The organism is Martinezella sp. CNPSo 3795, assembly GCF_057784475.1.
Genome location: NZ_JBXSOQ010000014.1, coordinates 117,053 through 134,337 on the forward strand (window position 1 = coordinate 117,053; position 17,285 = coordinate 134,337).

Here is a 17,285-nt window from a genome sequence, read left to right on the forward strand (position 1 = left end):
TAGAAACAGGATGTCCGAGATTGTGACGCTTGTACAGGCGCTTAAAGGGCGGGACCTTGCGGGATCCCGCAGAAAAGATGCGCAAATCCGCAAGACGGATCTCTCGGATCGGCGCTTAATAGTGCCGGAAATTTGCATGCTGCGAGCGACCGGAGGAGCATAGGTCGGCGCATTGCCTGGGAGGGCGTATCTTGCGCGATCTGGCGCCGCAATCGGTCTTCGACCATTATCTCAACATATCGAGGCTTCTCGCCGGCCAGCTCGACTTTCACTCGGTCATCCAGGCGGTCGCCGCCGAGATCAGCCACGTCATCCCGCATGACCATCTGGATGTCTGCATCATCCTGATGGACGAGCAATTTCATACCGCCTACGAGAGCGGCTTGGAAACGGATTGGGGTCGCCGTTTTCCCGCACCCGTGAGCAATAGCCCCATCCGCACGCTTCTATGGGGCGAGACGGACTACCTCTTGACCGACGACGCCTGGAATGATCCCCAATTCCATTTCCAGGGCGCGTTTTCACATCCGATCTTTCATCAATCGCTGCATAGCCGTCTGCACGTGCCTCTGAAAGTCCAGGGGCATGTCATCGGTGCGCTTTCCTGCTCGAGCCACCAGACCGGCTTCTACACCATGCGAGATATCGAAAGTGCCCGCGTCATTGCCGATCTGCTGGCACCCCATTTCTTTGCAATCCGCGCCGCCGACCAAGCGAAACGCTCGGCAATCGTGGAAGCCGAAGCTCGTGCCCGCGAAGAGGGTCTGCGCCTCGGCGCCCTGAAATTGACTGAGGCCCTGGAAGCCGAGCGGCAGCGCATCGGCATGGACCTCCACGACCAGATTCTGGCCGACCTGACCCGTCTCTCAAGACGGCTGGAGCGGCTCGCGCGACAGCCCGATGTCACCGGCGAAGCACTTGAGCCGCTCTTTCGCGGGCTGCAGCACAGCATGCACGATCTTCGCCAGATCATCGAGGAGGCCAAGCCCTCCGTCCTTCAACTGTTCGGTTTCGCGCAGGCGATCGAGAACCATCTCGAACGATCGATCCAGGAGAGCGGCGCGACTTTGACCTGGACACTGAACGACGAGACCGGCGGCGCGATCGATTGCCTTGAACAATCGGTGTCCATTGCCCTATTCCGCATTGCGCAGGAGGCCATCAACAACGCCATTCGCCATGCCCAGGCCGGCAACATTGCGGTTCATCTGAAAGCACCCGAGGGTGCGGTCACCATTGATGTCGTGGATGACGGTGTCGGACTTGGAAATACCCGCAGATTATCGGGCGGCGGTATCGAAAATATGCGGACCCGAGCGCGCCTGATTTCAGCCCGCTTCGCAATTAAGGCCGCAGCAGCCTCCGGTGGAACGATCGTCAGTGTCAACCTGCCTGCCAAGGCGCAGACGGTCGGAGGAGCCGCCGCATGAAGGTTCTGATCATCGAAGACGATCCGCTCCATCGCTCCTATCTCAATGAAGCGATCCGCGCCGCACTTCCCGAATGCGATGGCGTGCTGGAGGCAGAAAATGGCAATACGGGCGAACGGCTGGCGCGGGATTTGAGGTCGTCTCATATCGTCATGGATCTGCAGATGAGCCAGCGCAACGGCATCGAAGCGGCCCGCACGATCTGGAAGGAGCGACCGGAGACACGCATCCTTTTCTGGTCAAACTATTCAGACGAGGCCTATGTTCGCGGCGTTTCGCGCATCGTGCCTGCCGGCGCCGTCTACGGATATGTTCTGAAATCCGCCTCGGACGACCGCCTGAAGCTGGCGCTTCGCAGCATCTTCATCGAAAGCCAGTGCGTTATCGACCGTGAGGTGCGCGGCATGCAGCAAAAGAGCCTCGGCAACGTCAACGGTTTCACCGAGGCCGAATACGAGATCCTGATCGATATCGCTCTTGGGTTGACCGATCGCGCGATTGCCCAGCGGCGCAATCTTTCGGTCCGCAGCGTTCAGAACCGATTGCAGCAGCTCTATGTGAAACTCGGCGTCTATCAGCCGCTTGGCGGTCAGGATGATGATGGTCGTTTCAATCTGAGAGCGCGCGCGGTTGCCGTGGCGTTCTTAAGGAAACTTCTCAATCACAGCGCGCTCGAACGTGCGGAAGCCGATCTTTCCGCCTGGCTGGCGCGCCAACCACGCAACTGAAAGCAAGCCCTGAACTAAAGTCGATCGTGCTTGACGTCTTCCCTCGAATAATTGTCTATTGCTAGCAATAGACATTAATCCAACCATATGGAACTTCCTATGTCCGCCGTTTCGCCTGTCATCCTGCTGAACCCCATCGACGATGTCGCGGTCGCTCGCGCGATGATCCGCGCCGGCAGCCCGACCGGCATCGACGGCTTGATCGCGGCAGACCAGATCCCGCGCGGTCACAAGGTGGCAGTCCGCGATATCCAGGTCGGCCAGGAGATCCGCAAATTCGGTCAGCCGATCGGCGTCGCGACACAGTTCATTCCGTCCGGCGGCCACGTCCATCTACAGAACCTGGCCGTGATCGAATCCGACCATCCCTACCAGTTCAGCGTCGATATCGAAGAGACGGGCATGTTGCCGCAAGAGGACTGTCGGACCTTCATGGGCTTCGACCGCGGCGCCGGCGGCGTCGGCACGCGCAATTTCATCGGCATCATCACGACGGTCAATTGCTCGGCAACCGTCTCGAAATATATTGCCGAACATTTCAATCGCACCGGCGGGCTTGAGGGCTTCGACAATGTCGATGGTGTCGTGGCGCTGACCCACGGCGGCGGCTGCGCCATCAACACTCAGTCGGAGGGCTACCGCTATCTGGCCCGCACTCTTCAGGGCTATGCGCGGCACCCGAATTTCGGCGGCATCCTGATGATCGGCCTTGGCTGCGAAACCAATCAGATCGCACCCATCCTGGAGCATTACAAGCTTGAGGAAGGAAACCGCCTGCGCACCATGACGATCCAGGATCTCGGCGGTACCCGCAAGACAATCGCGGCCGCTTCCGAAATGATCAAAGACATGTTGCCCGAGGTGAACTCAGCCAAGCGCACCGTCCAGCCGCTTTCGGGGATCAAATTGGCCCTGGAATGTGGCGGCTCCGATGGCTATTCCGGAATATCGGCCAACCCGGCGCTCGGCTATGCCTCCGATCTTCTCGTGCGCAATGGCGGCACCTCGGTTCTGGCGGAAACGCCGGAGATCTACGGCGCGGAACATCTGCTGACACGCAGAGCGGTTACGCCCGCCGTCGCAGAAAAGCTACTCTCCCGGATCGACTGGTGGCGCGACTATACCCGCCGCAACGGTGCGGAACTCAACAACAACCCTTCCTATGGAAACAAGCTCGGCGGGTTGACGACCATCCTCGAGAAGTCGCTCGGAGCCGTCGCCAAGGGCGGCTCGATGCCGCTGAAGGCCGTCTACGAATATTCGGAGATCGTCGATGAACCCGGTTTCGTCTTCATGGACACGCCCGGCTATGATCCCGTCGCCGTCACCGGCCAGGTTGCCGGCGGCTGCAATGTAATCTGCTTCACGACGGGCCGAGGCTCCGTCTCCGGCTTCAAGCCGGCGCCCTGCGTCAAGATCGCCACCAATACCGAGATGTACAACCATATGCGCGAGGATATGGACATCAATTGTGGCGACATCGTCAGCGGCGACGATACGATCGAGGCGGCCGGCGAACGGATCTTCGAAGAAATCATCGCTGTCGCCTCCGGAAAGAAGACGCTCAGCGAGACCTTCGACTATGGCGATAATGAATTCGTTCCCTGGCAGGTCGGCGCCATCACCTGATGCCGTTCCGTATTAGAGGATGAAACTGTATTCGTCCGGTTGATAGTGCTCGCGGATATAGGCGGCACGCGCCTGTACGTTGGGCTGAGAATTGCTGATGTGATCACGCATCGCTTTCTTCAGCCCTTCCTCATCGCGCTTTTGCACCATCTTGAAGACACCGATATGCTCGGAGAGGAAGGGCTCGTATTCCGGCCTCTTGATGCGGCTGCCGACGATGTGCTTGCTGAGGGTCAGGATGCAGTGAGTCCGCTTCAGGATGCTCAGGAACTCCTTGTTCGGGCAAGCCTGCAGGCTGCGCAGATGAAGGTCCAGCTCAAGCTCATACATGGTCGAGGCCGATACATCGGGATAATCTGCAAGCGCCAGCGCCAGCCTTGAAAGCATTGTGTCGACATGTTCGTTCGAAAGCCCGCCCAGGGCACTTGCAAGGGTCGCCGGCTCGATTTGCTCGCGCACCTCGTAGAGGTCGCGAATGCGCTGGCTGTCGAGCGGTACGATCGACCAGCGGAAATTATCGTCCTTTTCGGTGATGCCGAGCGTTTCGAGCTTCAGCAGTACGTCGCGTGCTACCCCACGCCCAACGCCGAAATGCCGTGCGAGCTCGTTTTCATTGATGCGATAGCGGCCGAAAAAGGAGCGATAGACGACGATGCTCTCGACATCTTCATAGAGCGCCTGCCAGGCGAATATCGGCCTGTCGTCATCCCCGTCGAACATTTTGCCGAGATAGTCCGCAAGTTTGATCCGCCTCGGAAGAGTCCCTGTCTTGCCGACAATAAAACCGCGGCCATCAAACCGTGTGATCAATCCATCCTCGAAGAGGAGCTGGAGTGCCTGACGTACCGGCGCTCGGCTGCTGTCTATCAAGCCCGCAAGAGCGGCCTCGGTCAACACTGCGCCCTCGGGCACCGTCCCATCGAGAATCTCGGCCTTCAGCCGCCCGAAGAGCTCCTCATAGAGACTGGTTTTGCGCGAACCGCCGTTCCCTAGCCGTGATATGCCCATGTCGTCCCATATTTCGCGTCCGAGTCTGTAACTTCTATGGAGAGCATCTCGCTAACTATAGAAGAGCAACGATTCCAAAGCGGCTCCGAAATCTGACGGAAAAATTCGATTGCCTTCCTCACCCTGCTTAGAACCACTGACGTAAATATCCATACCACGCTTTCGATACTTCCACGAAAATCCAATGTCGCTGATCGGGCCTGAAAATCGCCTGAAAGCAAGTGGCGCCCGGCATATCCTGGCATCCGGCTTCAATCGTTCAGTTGCTCCCGAACCTCTTCGGCTCCGATTACCAGCTTTCGCTCATCCAGAGGCGTCATCCGGGTATTTTCACTGAATAAGAGACGCCAAGCCGATACCGATCATGCATATTAGCAGCCCCGCAGAGATGAAAAACAGGACCAGAGGTGTATAATTCGACATCAGGTCCTCCTTTCGAAGTTACGCTGCGTGTCGCCGTGGAGGGAAAGCAAATTACCCTTCCTGGGTATTGAAGCGGTTCATGACATTCCGCTCCTCGCCAGAACCGAACGAAGGCTCGTCGTCTAAATCTACGCGGGCGTGCGCTTTTGGTTCCGATAATCGCCAGGATGTTTAGGCAAATCCATCTCACTCGCCTCCGTAGCCCTAGATGCAATGCCCAGTCCTTGCCGAAGGACGAAAATTCCCATGGCCGACATATCAGCCAAGGGAATGCCTCCTGCCGATAGCTGAAGCCTATCCAGAGGCTGCCGATCATCGGGAACCCACCGATCGACCCTGCCATCTCTCGATCACCCAATGCTTCGGTGGCTCAGGACGTATAATTTCAGGAGGGTGTCGCACGGCATGATCTTTTATCGTGCAGCCGACGATTAAAACATCATTGCTCGATCTAATAATCTATTAAAAATATAGATTATAACAATTGACGTTGCCGACGACATCAAGGAAATTCGCGATGACCCACAATCGTCCCCGACGCCTGAAGACATTGACCGGAGCAAGCAGCGTCATTTCCGCCGGAAACGACACAAGCCCCGTCACCGGCATCAAGCGTGCCATCGAGCTCGCCCGCAAGGCGGAAGCGGAAAAGATCACCGGGCTGTTCACGGCCGACCTGCTCCATATCGACCCGGCGGGACTTGCCGGAACCGCCGGCATCCAGGAGCCGATCATCGCGCTTGCCGCCTTGAGCCAGGTGACGTCACACATTGGCCTGATCGCCACCGTCTCTACCACCTTTCACTATCCCTACAATCTGGCCCGCCAGATCGGCACGCTCGACCATGCAAGCGGCGGGCGCGCCGGCTGGAATGCCGTGACCTCCTCTGTCGGCGAGGAGAATTTCGGCGAGACATTGCCAAGCCCGGAGGAGCGCTATGAGCGGGCTGCTGAATTCATCGAAATCGTCAATGCGCTTTATGATGCCAATGAACGTAATGCCGCCGAACGCAAGGCGTCCGGGGCGATCGGTATCGATCCGGCAAAATTCCATCCGATCAACTATCGCGGCAAGCACTTCCAGGTCGACGGCCCCTTGAACGTGCCGCCTTTGCCGCAGGGTCGCCCCGTCCAGTTCCAGGCGGGCCAGTCGGAAGCCGGTGTCACCGTCGGCGCACGATATGCCGAGGTGGTCTATACCTCGCAGCCCAAGCTCGAGGATGCCATCGCTTTCGTCACGGAACTGCGGCGTCGCGCGACAAGCTTCGGGCGCGCAGCGGGCCTCCCCTTCATCATGAATTCCTTCCATTCGGTGATCGGCGATTCCGATGCGGATGTCGCAAGACGCCTGAAGGAGAAGCATGAGCGGATCGACTACGAACAAGGTCGCCTGAAACTGGCGGACATGCTCGGCGGCGATCTCGATCTTTCCGAACTGCCGCTCGACAAGCCTTTGCCGGAGGCACTTCTGCCTGAGGTCACCAGCATCAACCGACGGCGCGGCCGCGTGGAAATCTTCCGCCGCTATGCGCGTGAAGGGCTGACATTGCGGCAGCTCATCATTCAGGCGCAGGAAACCGGGCACTGGTCGGTCGCCGGCACGCCGGAGCAGCTTGTCGATGCGATCGAGGAACGCTTTCGGGCCGGAATTCTCGATGTTCTCTCGCTCCACGGCTTCGGCAATCCGGACCAGGAGGATCTGCTGGTGAACGGGCTGCTGCCCGAGTTGCGGCGGCGGTCGATTATCGACACCGATTATGTCGGAGACGATTTCCGTTCGAATCTGGAGCTCCCGCCCTATGTAGTTACGGACGGCGCGTTGAACTCGGCCAGGCGCGCCTGATCCGTTCCCGGCCAATGGTCACAACAACTTGCGGTAAGGCTTTGAGCCTGTTGCCGCCGAATGGCACGAAGATCGTCGTGCAACCAGAGCTGCCCTTCTCAAATAGGAAAACAAGGGCGAGCCGACCGTGTTTTGATGGCTGGAAGGCTCACCTCAGGGCTTCAGCTGAAACCAGAAGTAACCGTAGGGCTGAAACATGATCGGATAACGATGCTTGCCCACAGCCGGAAATGCCGTCTTCCCAAACAGCTCCCTGGGACGACTGCCCGAATATTGATGTAAATCGAGCATGGCGGCCTGAGCGATGTTTGACAGATTCGCGACGCAGAGAACGCATTCGCCTTTATATTCTCTGACATATGCGATGACGGCCGGGTTTTCCGTGCTCACAAAGCAAATCGCGCCCCTTGCGAAGGCTTGATGCGCCGATCGGATTGCTAGGATGCGACGAACCCAGTTCAGAAGCGAATGCGGGTCCTTCTCCTGTGCGGCGACATTGATCACCTGGAAGCCGAAACGGGGATTATCGATGAGCGGCAGTGCGAGGGTCTTTGGATCGCCGCCCGAAAATCCGGCATTTTTGCCGCTGGACCATTGCATCGGTGTGCGAACACCATCTCTATCTCCCAAATCGACATTGTCGCCCATGCCGATCTCATCGCCATAGTAAAGCACAGGGCTACCGGGTAAAGAGAACAACAACATGTGGAGAAGCTCGACGCGACGCCGATCCTGATCCATGAGCGGCGACAAGCGACGCCGGATGCCGAGATTCAATCGGGCGCGTTCGTCGGAAGCATAGGTGTCCCAAAGAAAATTGCGCTCGGCCTCGGTGACCATTTCCAAAGTCAGCTCGTCATGGTTTCTGAGGAAAATGGCCCACTGGCATTCCTCAGGGATGCCATCGGTCTGCTGCACCATGGTGATGATCGGCTGGGAATTTCCCATTGCAACCGCGGTGAATATTCGCGGCATCAGCGGGAAATGGAAGGCCATGTGGCATTCGTCCCCTGTTCCGAAATAGTCCCGTGCCTGATCCGGCCATTGATTTGCTTCTGCAAGGAGTATGACGCCGGGGTAGCTTGCCTCGAGCGTCTTTCTGATGTGCTTGAGCAGCCTGTGCGTTTCAGGAAGATTCTCGTTATTGGTGTTTTCTCGCTCAACAAGATACGGAACGGCATCGAGGCGAAAGCCGTCCACGCCAAGATCGAGCCAGAAGCGCATGATATCCAAAACCGCTTCGATAACGGCAGGATTGTGATAGTTCAGATCCGGCTGATGGGAGTAGAAGCGATGCCAGAAATAGGCGTTGGCAACCGGGTCCCAGGTCCAATTGGATCTCTCGCTATCGACGAAAATGATGCGTGTTTCCGCAAACTTGTCGTCCGTTTCCGACCAGACGTAGAAATCCCGTTCCGGAGACCCGGCCGGCGCGTTTCGGGCACGCTGAAACCAGGGATGCTGATCGGAGGTATGGTTGAGAACCAGCTCCGTAATGACATGCATGTTGCGGGCATGGGCCGCCTCCACGAACCTTCTGAAATCGTCGAGCGTGCCGAATTCCGGGCTGATGCTTTCATAATCGAGCACGTCATAGCCGTCGTCACGGCGGGGAGATGGATAAAACGGCAAAAGCCAGATCGTGTTGACACCTAACGATGCCAGGTAATCCAGTTTGCGCGTCAATCCGGCGAAATCGCCAAATCCATCTCCATTGGCGTCGAAGAACGACTTCACATGGAGTTGGTAGATGACAGCATCCTTATGCCAGGATGCATAGCGAAGCTCGCGTTCGGTTTCGCTCAATCGGCAGCTCCCTCGGCAACCATAGTTTCGGTCAGGCGCGACAGGTTCTGGCCACAAAATTAATACTGCCTGTTGTCTCTTCAAGATTGCCCGGGGGAAATCTACGAGCCCGAAGCCAATGTTGGCCCCGTGACGGGGAACATGACGGCAGCTCGCTTGTTCGGATTCCAGCGCCGGCAAGCTCAGCCTTTCAGGGTTGCTGACGGCACCGCGAATTTCAACGAGGAGTGCAGCAATGCCCAAAGGTAAATCGAAGAAATGGTCACAGCACGTCAATGAGACCAGTGATGCCATGGACCTGAAGAAAGGCGTATTCAACGAGCGCAGCGCCAAGAAAATTGCCGATTCACTCAAAGAATCCGCCGAAAACAGCGACCGCCGCAAATCCAGTCCGTTTCGATCCGCCATGTCGATGTTGAACTTCTATATCAATCGGGCGGGCGATCAGCTTTCGAAATCCCGGCGCGCAACGCTGGAGAAGGCAAAAACCGAACTCCGCAAGGATTTTGGCCGCGATCCCTGAGGAGCTGGGTTCAGAGCTAAAGTCATCAGAACCATGATCGCTCCCCTCGATTGGATCACGCCCCTCAAGCATCGAAGGAGGCATCCCCTACTTTCGGCTCGCCATTTCGAGCAGGGTGTCTAAGCCGCGCTGATATTTTGCGGCGTCCTTGCCTATCTGCTCGCTTTGCCAAAGATTGTCCTCAAGGTCGGCCCGCTTGACGGGCAAAGCCAGCACATTCGCTGCCGCACGATGGATGAATTGCTCGTCCGGCTCGCCCGGCCGCCGCGTTAAGGCATCGACGGCAGATAGAATCCTTGTCGGGAAGCCCTCTTCCTGCAGACGATCGAGCGTCCATCCTCTTCCCTTTTCGACGACATCATGAAGATAGGCGACCGTGCGGGCCTCGTCACCGGAAACCAGCAGTGCGACGCGTTGGCAATGCTCAAAGAAAGGCCGTCCAGTCTTGTCCGTCTGCCCTTCGTGCGCCTCGAGCGCGATATGGATGGCTTGGTCAAGATGTTTCACGGTAAAAGCTTTCCGGGTCGTTGATATCGCTTGCTGGCGGATATGTCGCGAAATCGTATGTTTGCAGCCGTTTGGATGGCGCGCGATTGACGACATAATCGGCGCCGCCTCGTCTGAAAGACAGATCAGCCAGAGAACCCCCTTGACCGCGGATAGTTCCTCCCTCCGCAATAGAAAAACATCGAGTAAGCTCGATTGGCCTATCGGATTTGCGATTCTGCCATGCTGACGCCGGATTTTTCTGGTGTGTGTCGGCGCCGGGTTTAGAAGGGCACATCATGGAATTCCTCAATTGTTACATTGATCGACCGCTGCTGCGCGGCGGATCGGCAGTCATGCAGCTATGGCACAGACAGACAGGCCATTCTCCGCAGAAGCTCTTCCCTTTGTGGAACCTCATCGTCATACTTGCCCTTCTGTCGGCATGCGGCCTGTTTTTAAACGGCCCTATCTACGTTTTCGGGCTCGGCACGCTCTTGATGCTTTCGCTTCCGTCACTGCGGCTGTTGGCCCTGGGCCGGGTGGGACGGATTTACGATATGCGGTCCTATCGGGCGCTCGCGGCGACAGCCACGCGCAAGCGTGAAACAGAATGGGCGGTACGCCTGACCGTTTTGTTCACCGCCGTAATCTTCCCCCTCTGTGTCTCTGCCGGTGATGAGGCCGCAAGCTCATTCCTGCTTGGCGCCAGCCTTTGGTTTGTGCTGACGGCACCGGCAAAGATGTATCTGGACGCCGCCGAGCCGCCGCCACCTGGCAACGGCGGCGAGCAGGCCTGGTCGAGACAGGCAACCGCTGCAGTGTGACGCTTCCCAGCATCCACAGGAACAAACCACTCACAATTCCGTTCTCCTTGCAGCAACCAATGGAGAGCGAAATGCTTTATTATGCACTGATATTTCTCGTCGTAGCTTTGATTGCAGGTGCGCTCGGCTTCGGTGGCATAGCAGGCGCATCTGCGTCCATCGCACAGGTCCTGTTCTTTATCTTCCTCATCTTCTTCGTGGTGTCGCTGATCATGAATGTGATGAGACGCTGAGGAGAAAGGCGAAGGAGAATGTCATGAAGCGCTCAATCATTACCGCAGGGATCCTGCTCCTTGCCACCGGCGCCTTCGCCCAGTCGGCTGCCGAAAAGACCGGAGTCAATTCGCTCGTAGGCGCCGCACCGGCGGCGCAGGATTTCGTCAATGAAGCTGCGAGCAGCGACATGTTCGAAATCGAAGCCAGTAAGCTTGCTCTGCAGCGGGGCGATGATCAGACGAAGGCTTTTGCGCAGCAAATGGTCGATGATCATCAGAAGACGACGATGCAGTTGAAAGATCTGATAACGAGCGGCAAGGCGAAGGCGACGCTTCCCAGCGATATGACGTCCAATCAGAAAAAGATGCTGACCAGGCTCCAAAAGCTGCAAGGAAGAGAATTCATTCAGCGCTACGATTCCGACCAACGTTCAGCTCACGCCAAAGCCGTCGATCTTTTCAAACGATATGGCGAAAAGGGAGACAGTGCTGCTTTGAAAGCATGGGCCGCGAATACGACACCTACGCTCGAACATCATCTGCAGATGGCCAAGCAATTGGGAAAATAGGTCCCGAGGCGCCAGGCTCGCAACGTCGCGCATGACGTCAATCCAATATCGGGAAGCACGCCGGTCAGCGCAGCGACGAAATCCGAAACTGCGGAACAATGCCGTTTCGGCATCGTTGAATATCATCGTGAAAATGGAGCATCCCCATGAGCCCGCGTGCGCAATGGAAAGGATATCTCAAATTCGGGGAGGTCAGCTGCCCGGTCGCGCTCTATACGGCAGTTTCCACCTCGGAACGGATTTCCTTTCACACGCTGAACCGGGCGACCGGCAACCGGGTCAGGCGCGAATTCATCGATAGTGCGAGCGGAAAGCCGGTGCCGCGCGAGGATCAGGTCAAGGGTTACGAACTCAACAAGGACGATTACGTCATCCTTGAGCCCGAGGAAGTCGCCGCGGCGGTGCCGGAAAGCGATAAGGTCCTGCATGTACAAGCCTTTCTGGCATGCGATGAAATCGATGATGTCTATTTCGACCGGCCCTATTATCTGGCCCCTTCCGCTCCGGCGAGCGCAGAAGCGTTCGCGCTGATCCGCGAAGGGATGCGCAAGAAGCAGGTTGCCGCCATTGCCCGCACCGTTCTGTTTCGCCGCCTTCGGACAATGATGATCCGCGCCCATGGCGCGGGGCTGATCGCTACGACATTGAATTTCGATTATGAGGTTCGCTCGGCACAGGAAGCCTTCGAGGATGTGCCCGATATGAAGATCAAGGGCGAAATGCTCGATCTCGCCAGACATATCATCGCCACCAAGAAAGGCAGTTTCGATGCCAGTGAATTCGACGACCGCTATGAGGCCGCGCTCGCGGAATTGGTAAAAGCCAAGATCGAAGGCAAAAAGATCCCGCAACGCAAGCCGGCGAAAGTCGCCAAGGTTACCGATCTTATGGAGGCTCTGCGCCAGAGCGCCGGCATGGCTGGCCAAGGCAAGACAGGCGCCAAACATTCCGCCAAGAAATCGCGTGCGGCATCCGGCAAGGCAGCAAAATCGCGTGCCGCCGCCTCCTCGCGGACACAACGCAAGGCGAGCTGATCATGGCGTTGGAGATCTATAACCGCAAACGCGATTTCACCAGAACATCGGAACCAAAGGGCCGCGCGAGCAGGAACAAGGCCGCATCAGCCGGCAACAGCTTCGTCATCCAGAAGCACGATGCGCGCCGGCTCCACTATGATTTTCGCCTCGAATTGGACGGCGTGCTGAAGAGCTGGGCGGTGACCAGGGGGCCAAGTCTGGTGGCCGGCGAGAAGCGGCTCGCGGTACAGACCGAAGATCATCCCCTGGAATATGGCGGCTTCGAAGGCACGATTCCGAGGGGCGAATATGGCGGTGGCACCGTCATCGTCTGGGACAAGGGTACGTGGACGCCGCTTGGCGACCCCCACAAGGGACTGGCAAAGGGACATCTCGAATTCGCGCTTCACGGAAAAAAACTCGGCGGCCGGTGGCATCTGATCCGCATGGCCGGAAAGCCGCGTGAGAAGCGGGAAAATTGGCTGTTGATCAAAGGCGAGGACGATGCGGCCCGCCCGGAGGGTGCGCCCGATATCCTCGAAGAGCAGCCGGAATCGGCAAAGACGGGACGGGTCATCGATGAGGTTGCAGGCGAAAAGCCGGGCTGGTCGTCCAAAACGGGCAAGATTGATCGCAGGATAGCCCGAGCCAAGGATGAGAGCTTCAACGACAAGGGCAAGAATAAAAAGAAGCCGAGCAAAGCTGCGCCCGAGCGGGAAGCCGATGCGAAGCCCATTGAGCCATCCGCTTTAAAGGACGCCAGAAAGGCTGCCCTGCCGGCATTTGTCGAACCCGCCCTGGCGACACTGGTATCCAAGCCTCCCACGGGCAAGCGCTGGCTTCACGAGATCAAATTCGACGGCTATCGGCTGGAGGTTCGCATCGAGGCAGGCCGCGTCAAGCTGCTGACGCGCAGCGGCCTCGACTGGACCCAGAAATTCGGCAAGGAGATCATCAGCGCCCTCAAGGATCTCCCCGTCGGCACAGCCATCATCGATGGCGAACTGGTCGTCGAGCCGGCTGCCGGCGCCTCAGACTTCTCCGCCCTGCAGGCCGACCTCAGCGAAGGGCGCAGCGACCGTTTCGTCTTCTACGCATTCGATCTGATCTACCTCGATGGCTATGATCTAACTGCCTGCCCCTTGGTCAGCCGCAAGGACTTGCTGCAGAAGATCATTTCGTCCGAAACCGGGATCCTCCGCTTCAGCAGCCATTTTGACGAGAATGGCGATCTGCTGTTGAACCATGCCTGCCGGTTGAGCCTGGAAGGGATCGTCTCCAAGATCGCCAGCGATTCCTATCGCTCCGGCCGCGGCAAGACCTGGGTCAAATCGAAATGTTCGTCACGACAGGAATTCGTCATCGGCGGCTGGGTGCCTTCGACGACATCGAGAAACGCGATCGGCTCGCTGGTTCTCGGCGTCTACGAGCATGGCAAGCTGCAGCATGTCGGCCGCGTCGGAACCGGGTACACACACACAGTCGCCGAGCAGCTCTTCAAAAGGCTTACCCGCCTGAAGGCAGAGGAAAGTCCTTTCGCATCCAGGCTGACGGCAGAAGAACATCGCGGTGTCCGCTTCATACGGCCCGAACTGGTCGCGGAAGTCGAATTCCGTGCGTGGACGGCCGACGGCCATCTGCGTCATGCGTCCTTCCGTGGCTTAAGAGAAGACAAGAACCCACTCGACATCGTTCGCGAAACACCGAAATCAGCCGCCAAGACCTCGACTGAAAGGCCGTCGCGAACCAGCATCTCCCTGACCCATGGCGATCGTCTCTATTGGCCGGACGAGGGCGTTACAAAAGCCGGACTTGCAGATTACTACACGGAGGTTTGGCACTACATGGGACCTTTTGTCGTCGGCCGACCGCTTGCGCTCGTGCGCTGCCCGAACGGGATCGGCGGCCAGCATTTCTTCCAGAAGCACGCCTGGAAGGGCATGAACCGGAACATCGCATTGGCGAAGGATCCGCAAGGTGAGGAGCCATATGTGAACATCAACGACCTGAGCGGTCTGATCGGCCTCGTACAGGCCGCTGTCCTGGAGATCCATCCCTGGGGATCGATGGTCGGCAATTGGGAAAAGCCTGACATGATCATCATGGATCTCGATCCTGGTCCGAATGTCGCATGGACAGAGATCATCGCCGCCGCGGAAGAGACCGGCGAACGGCTGAAACGGGCGGGTCTCGTTCCCTTCGTCAAGACATCCGGCGGCAAAGGGCTGCACATCGTCTGCCCGCTGGTCGCCAAAGCCGAATGGCCTGCCGTGAAAGCCTTTACCAAGGACATCGCCGACGCGATGGCCGCTGATAGCCCCGGCCGCTATGTTTCCACCATCACCAAATCGAAACGCCGGGGCAAGATCCTGGTCGACTATTTGCGAAACCAACGCGGCTCGACTGCAGTTGCGCCCTATTCGACCCGCGCTCGTCCGGGAGCCGCCGTCTCCATGCCCTTGTCCTGGGAGGAATTGAGCCCCGCCATCGGCCCCGACTATTTCACCGTGCTCAACGTGCCGACACGGCTTGCCGCGCTTCGCTCGGATCCCTGGGCCGAGTTCAGAAAAGCCGCAGAACCATTGCATCTGCCCGACGCGAAGCGCAAGCGCGGCTCATGACAGGCTCCGTCTTCCCGGCGGAACCCCCTCGATGCGGATTATCTTTTCTTTGCACCCTTTTCCTGTGAAAGGCTCTTTCGAAGCGCATCCATGATGCTGATGACATTGCCCGCGGCGGGTGCCTCTTCGGCCTTTGCCCTTGCCGGGCGCTTGCGACCCTTCTTCTTGGCAGCGATGATATCGAGAAGCTTGTCCTGGACGGGATCGGAGACCATGCCTGGGTCCCATGATTTCGTTCGCTCGTCTATCAGCTCTCCCACGAGCTTCAGCAGTTTGGTGTCGACCGATTTTGCAGGGATGTCTTCGAAGTAATCCCCTTCATCCCGGACCTCATCGCCAAATCGCAACGTCCACAGGACGATCCCTTTGTCTCGCGCTTCCAGCATGACGGCACGCTCACGGCGATACATGACGAGCCGGGATATGCCGACCATGCGGCTCGCGGCCATCGCATCCCGAATGACGCAGTAAGCCTCCTCACCGACAGCATCGTTCGGCGTCAGATAATGCGGCGTATCGAACCAGATCCATTCGATGCTGTCGCGCGGTACGAACATCTCGATATCGATCGTTCTGGTACTTTCCAACGCGACGGCATCGAGCTCTTCGTCCTCGAGCATGACATAGTCATCCTCGCCGCGCTCATATCCCTTGACCTCATCGTCTTCGTCGACCGCCTTGCCCGTGACGGAATCGACATATTGGCTGACGATGCGGTTGCCCGTCTTTCTGTTCAGCGTGTGGAAGCGAACTTTCTCGTTAACGGTGGTCGCCGGAGCCATGGCGACCGGACATGTAACAAGCGACAGTTTGAGATAGCCTTTCCAGAATGATCTTGGCGCCATGAGTTTTCCTCCACCAGGAAGGGGAACGGTCTTTGGCAGGCATGGTTCCCGACCATCCATGCTGTCAAATTCCGCACTCAATGCATGCTGCCGATCCTCCGGTATTCGTCAGGACAACAGAAGCGGCGGGAACAACGCCAATCCGCCCTAGTTTGAGAACGAGCAGCCAACGGAGGATGCAATCATGGCAGAGACAGAAATCCACGACATGTTCGTCATCGGCCTTCGAAACGCCTATGCGATGGAAAACCAGGCTTTGGGGATGACAAGACCGCAACCGTCACGCTTGGAAAATTATCCGGAAGTGGCGGCAAAACTTGAACAGCACATCGGCGAAACGGAGGATCAAATCAGGCGACTCGAACGTATCCTTAAGGATTTAGACGAGGATTATCTCAACCTCAAGGATATGATCCTTTCGTTCACCAGCCCGACGACTGTCATGAGCCATGCAAGCGTAAGCGACGAAGTGCTGAAAGACGCCCTCACCGATTTCGCATTCGAAAACTATGAAATCGCGGCATATAAATCACTGCTGACGATCGCGGACGCCGGAAACTTCGACGAGGCAAAACATGCTCTGCGGGAGAGCTTGGCCGAAGAGCAGGCAATGGCCAAATGGATTGACGATCATCTGCCGCAGATAACGCGGAAGTTTCTGCTGATGTGGGAGGGAGACGGACGCCTCGCGAGACAAGGGTAATCTGCTTATGTCCGGCATGGGGAGCAATTGCGGATGATCAGTTTGGCCGATGGCCCGGCTTATGCTGTCCACTACGGATCTTTTCTTTTGCGCATCCATGAATCCATACGCCTCGATCGCAGCGTTGTTCACTTGCGCAAAAGCGTGCTGTCGCTGCTCACTCCCTTTGCAAAGGCTTTCCGGCCGAACTCGTAAGCGTGTTTTTCTGAAATCGCATCATCGTCGCCAGTCTTCATGGCGACCTGCTTCCCGACATCAGGTGCGCGTCGAGGCAGGCAATTACAAAAGCTGCTCGCGACGCCTCGACGGGAATTTTGTGCGAAACCGCCGCAACGCATTTTTCCGTCGCACGCGCGTAGGACCTGCTTCGTTCGCAAGGCCATCTTCGTGACAGGAAATGGATCGCATCCTCCGGCCCCTGAATCAGACAGCCGTCTCGACTGCTGGTCGCGAGGTAGACTGGTGCGGTCCAAAGCATCTTGAATTCCACATCAATCACATTGTGCATCCAACTCTCCCATGCCGTGGATGCCCCTCCCCTATGCTCGAACCATATACGCGGCCGTTTGTTCCCGAGGCCGAGCCTGTTCGACTGTTTTCTCTGATCTATCGC

The 17,285-nt window shown here is 57.6% G+C and carries 15 protein-coding genes and 1 pseudogene; 11 read left to right on the forward strand and 5 right to left on the reverse strand.

Annotated features, from left to right (window positions below; genetic code table 11):
- Nucleotides 1–191: 191 nt before the first annotated feature.
- The 3 genes from AC13QY_RS28250 (at nucleotide 192) to AC13QY_RS28260 (ending at nucleotide 3,787) form a co-directional block, all read left to right on the forward strand.
- A complete protein-coding gene (locus tag AC13QY_RS28250; protein ID WP_113352463.1) occupies nucleotides 192–1,430 on the forward strand; it encodes a GAF domain-containing sensor histidine kinase in 1,239 nt (412 codons plus the stop codon).
- The gene (locus tag AC13QY_RS28255; protein ID WP_113352464.1) at nucleotides 1,427–2,158 is read left to right on the forward strand and encodes a response regulator transcription factor; all 732 of its coding nucleotides are present in this window, start codon (nucleotides 1,427–1,429) and stop codon (nucleotides 2,156–2,158) included. Before AC13QY_RS28250 ends, AC13QY_RS28255 begins: the two co-directional genes overlap by 4 nt.
- 99 nt (nucleotides 2,159–2,257) lie before the next feature.
- Nucleotides 2,258–3,787 carry a UxaA family hydrolase gene (locus tag AC13QY_RS28260; RefSeq protein ID WP_113352465.1) on the forward strand — a complete coding sequence of 510 codons (1,530 nt, stop codon included), beginning with the start codon at nucleotides 2,258–2,260 and terminating at the stop codon, nucleotides 3,785–3,787.
- Between the two features lie 12 nt (nucleotides 3,788–3,799).
- Here AC13QY_RS28260 and AC13QY_RS28265 read toward each other — a convergent pair whose 3' ends face one another.
- Entirely contained in the window at nucleotides 3,800–4,795 is a 996-nt protein-coding gene (locus AC13QY_RS28265) for a GntR family transcriptional regulator (protein WP_113352466.1), read from the reverse strand.
- A gap of 940 nt (nucleotides 4,796–5,735) precedes the next feature.
- Here AC13QY_RS28265 and AC13QY_RS28270 point away from each other — a divergent pair.
- Nucleotides 5,736–7,061 (forward strand): NtaA/DmoA family FMN-dependent monooxygenase, encoded by a 1,326-nt coding sequence (locus tag AC13QY_RS28270; RefSeq protein WP_113352467.1) that lies wholly within the window; start codon nucleotides 5,736–5,738, stop codon nucleotides 7,059–7,061.
- Nucleotides 7,062–7,220: 159 nt separating this feature from the next.
- Here AC13QY_RS28270 and treS read toward each other — a convergent pair.
- Nucleotides 7,221–8,867: pseudogene (gene treS / locus AC13QY_RS28275) on the reverse strand (maltose alpha-D-glucosyltransferase); the annotation flags it as partial.
- 235 nt (nucleotides 8,868–9,102) lie between these two features.
- On the opposite strand from treS, the gene AC13QY_RS28280 reads away from it, so the two are divergent.
- On the forward strand, nucleotides 9,103–9,390 hold the full coding sequence (locus AC13QY_RS28280; RefSeq protein WP_113352469.1) for a DUF3175 domain-containing protein: 288 nt from the start codon (nucleotides 9,103–9,105) through the stop codon (nucleotides 9,388–9,390).
- A gap of 87 nt (nucleotides 9,391–9,477) precedes the next feature.
- Here the strand turns inward: AC13QY_RS28280 and AC13QY_RS28285 are convergent, their stop codons facing one another.
- A complete protein-coding gene (locus AC13QY_RS28285) occupies nucleotides 9,478–9,897 on the reverse strand; it encodes an HD domain-containing protein (RefSeq protein ID WP_145323876.1) in 420 nt (139 codons plus the stop codon).
- 278 nt (nucleotides 9,898–10,175) lie between these two features.
- Between AC13QY_RS28285 and AC13QY_RS28290 the strand changes: the two genes are divergently transcribed.
- The 5 genes from AC13QY_RS28290 (at nucleotide 10,176) to ligD (ending at nucleotide 15,124) form a co-directional block, all read left to right on the forward strand.
- The gene (locus tag AC13QY_RS28290; protein ID WP_152092887.1) at nucleotides 10,176–10,703 is read left to right on the forward strand and encodes a hypothetical protein; all 528 of its coding nucleotides are present in this window, start codon (nucleotides 10,176–10,178) and stop codon (nucleotides 10,701–10,703) included.
- A 71-nt stretch (nucleotides 10,704–10,774) separates the two neighbouring features.
- Nucleotides 10,775–10,936, forward strand: a complete 162-nt coding sequence (locus tag AC13QY_RS28295; protein WP_095437579.1) for a DUF1328 domain-containing protein — start codon at nucleotides 10,775–10,777, stop codon at nucleotides 10,934–10,936.
- Between the two features lie 23 nt (nucleotides 10,937–10,959).
- Complete coding sequence (locus tag AC13QY_RS28300) at nucleotides 10,960–11,487, forward strand: DUF4142 domain-containing protein (RefSeq protein ID WP_113333622.1); 528 nt, start codon at nucleotides 10,960–10,962, stop codon at nucleotides 11,485–11,487.
- 140 nt (nucleotides 11,488–11,627) lie between these two features.
- Nucleotides 11,628–12,521 (forward strand): non-homologous end joining protein Ku, encoded by an 894-nt coding sequence (ku, locus tag AC13QY_RS28305; RefSeq protein ID WP_488494359.1) that lies wholly within the window; start codon nucleotides 11,628–11,630, stop codon nucleotides 12,519–12,521.
- 2 nt (nucleotides 12,522–12,523) lie between these two features.
- Nucleotides 12,524–15,124, forward strand: a complete 2,601-nt coding sequence (gene ligD / locus AC13QY_RS28310) for a DNA ligase D (RefSeq protein ID WP_488494356.1) — start codon at nucleotides 12,524–12,526, stop codon at nucleotides 15,122–15,124.
- A 38-nt stretch (nucleotides 15,125–15,162) separates the two neighbouring features.
- On the opposite strand, the gene ku (AC13QY_RS28315) is transcribed toward ligD, so the two are convergent.
- Complete coding sequence (gene ku, locus AC13QY_RS28315) at nucleotides 15,163–15,969, reverse strand: non-homologous end joining protein Ku (RefSeq protein WP_488494357.1); 807 nt, start codon at nucleotides 15,967–15,969, stop codon at nucleotides 15,163–15,165.
- Nucleotides 15,970–16,153: 184 nt separating this feature from the next.
- On the opposite strand from ku (AC13QY_RS28315), the gene AC13QY_RS28320 reads away from it, so the two are divergent.
- Entirely contained in the window at nucleotides 16,154–16,672 is a 519-nt protein-coding gene (locus tag AC13QY_RS28320; protein WP_113333596.1) for a ferritin-like domain-containing protein, read from the forward strand.
- Nucleotides 16,673–16,904: 232 nt separating this feature from the next.
- Here AC13QY_RS28320 and AC13QY_RS28325 read toward each other — a convergent pair whose 3' ends face one another.
- On the reverse strand, nucleotides 16,905–17,180 hold the full coding sequence (locus AC13QY_RS28325; RefSeq protein ID WP_113333595.1) for a DUF982 domain-containing protein: 276 nt from the start codon (nucleotides 17,178–17,180) through the stop codon (nucleotides 16,905–16,907).
- Nucleotides 17,181–17,285 lie beyond the last annotated feature (105 nt).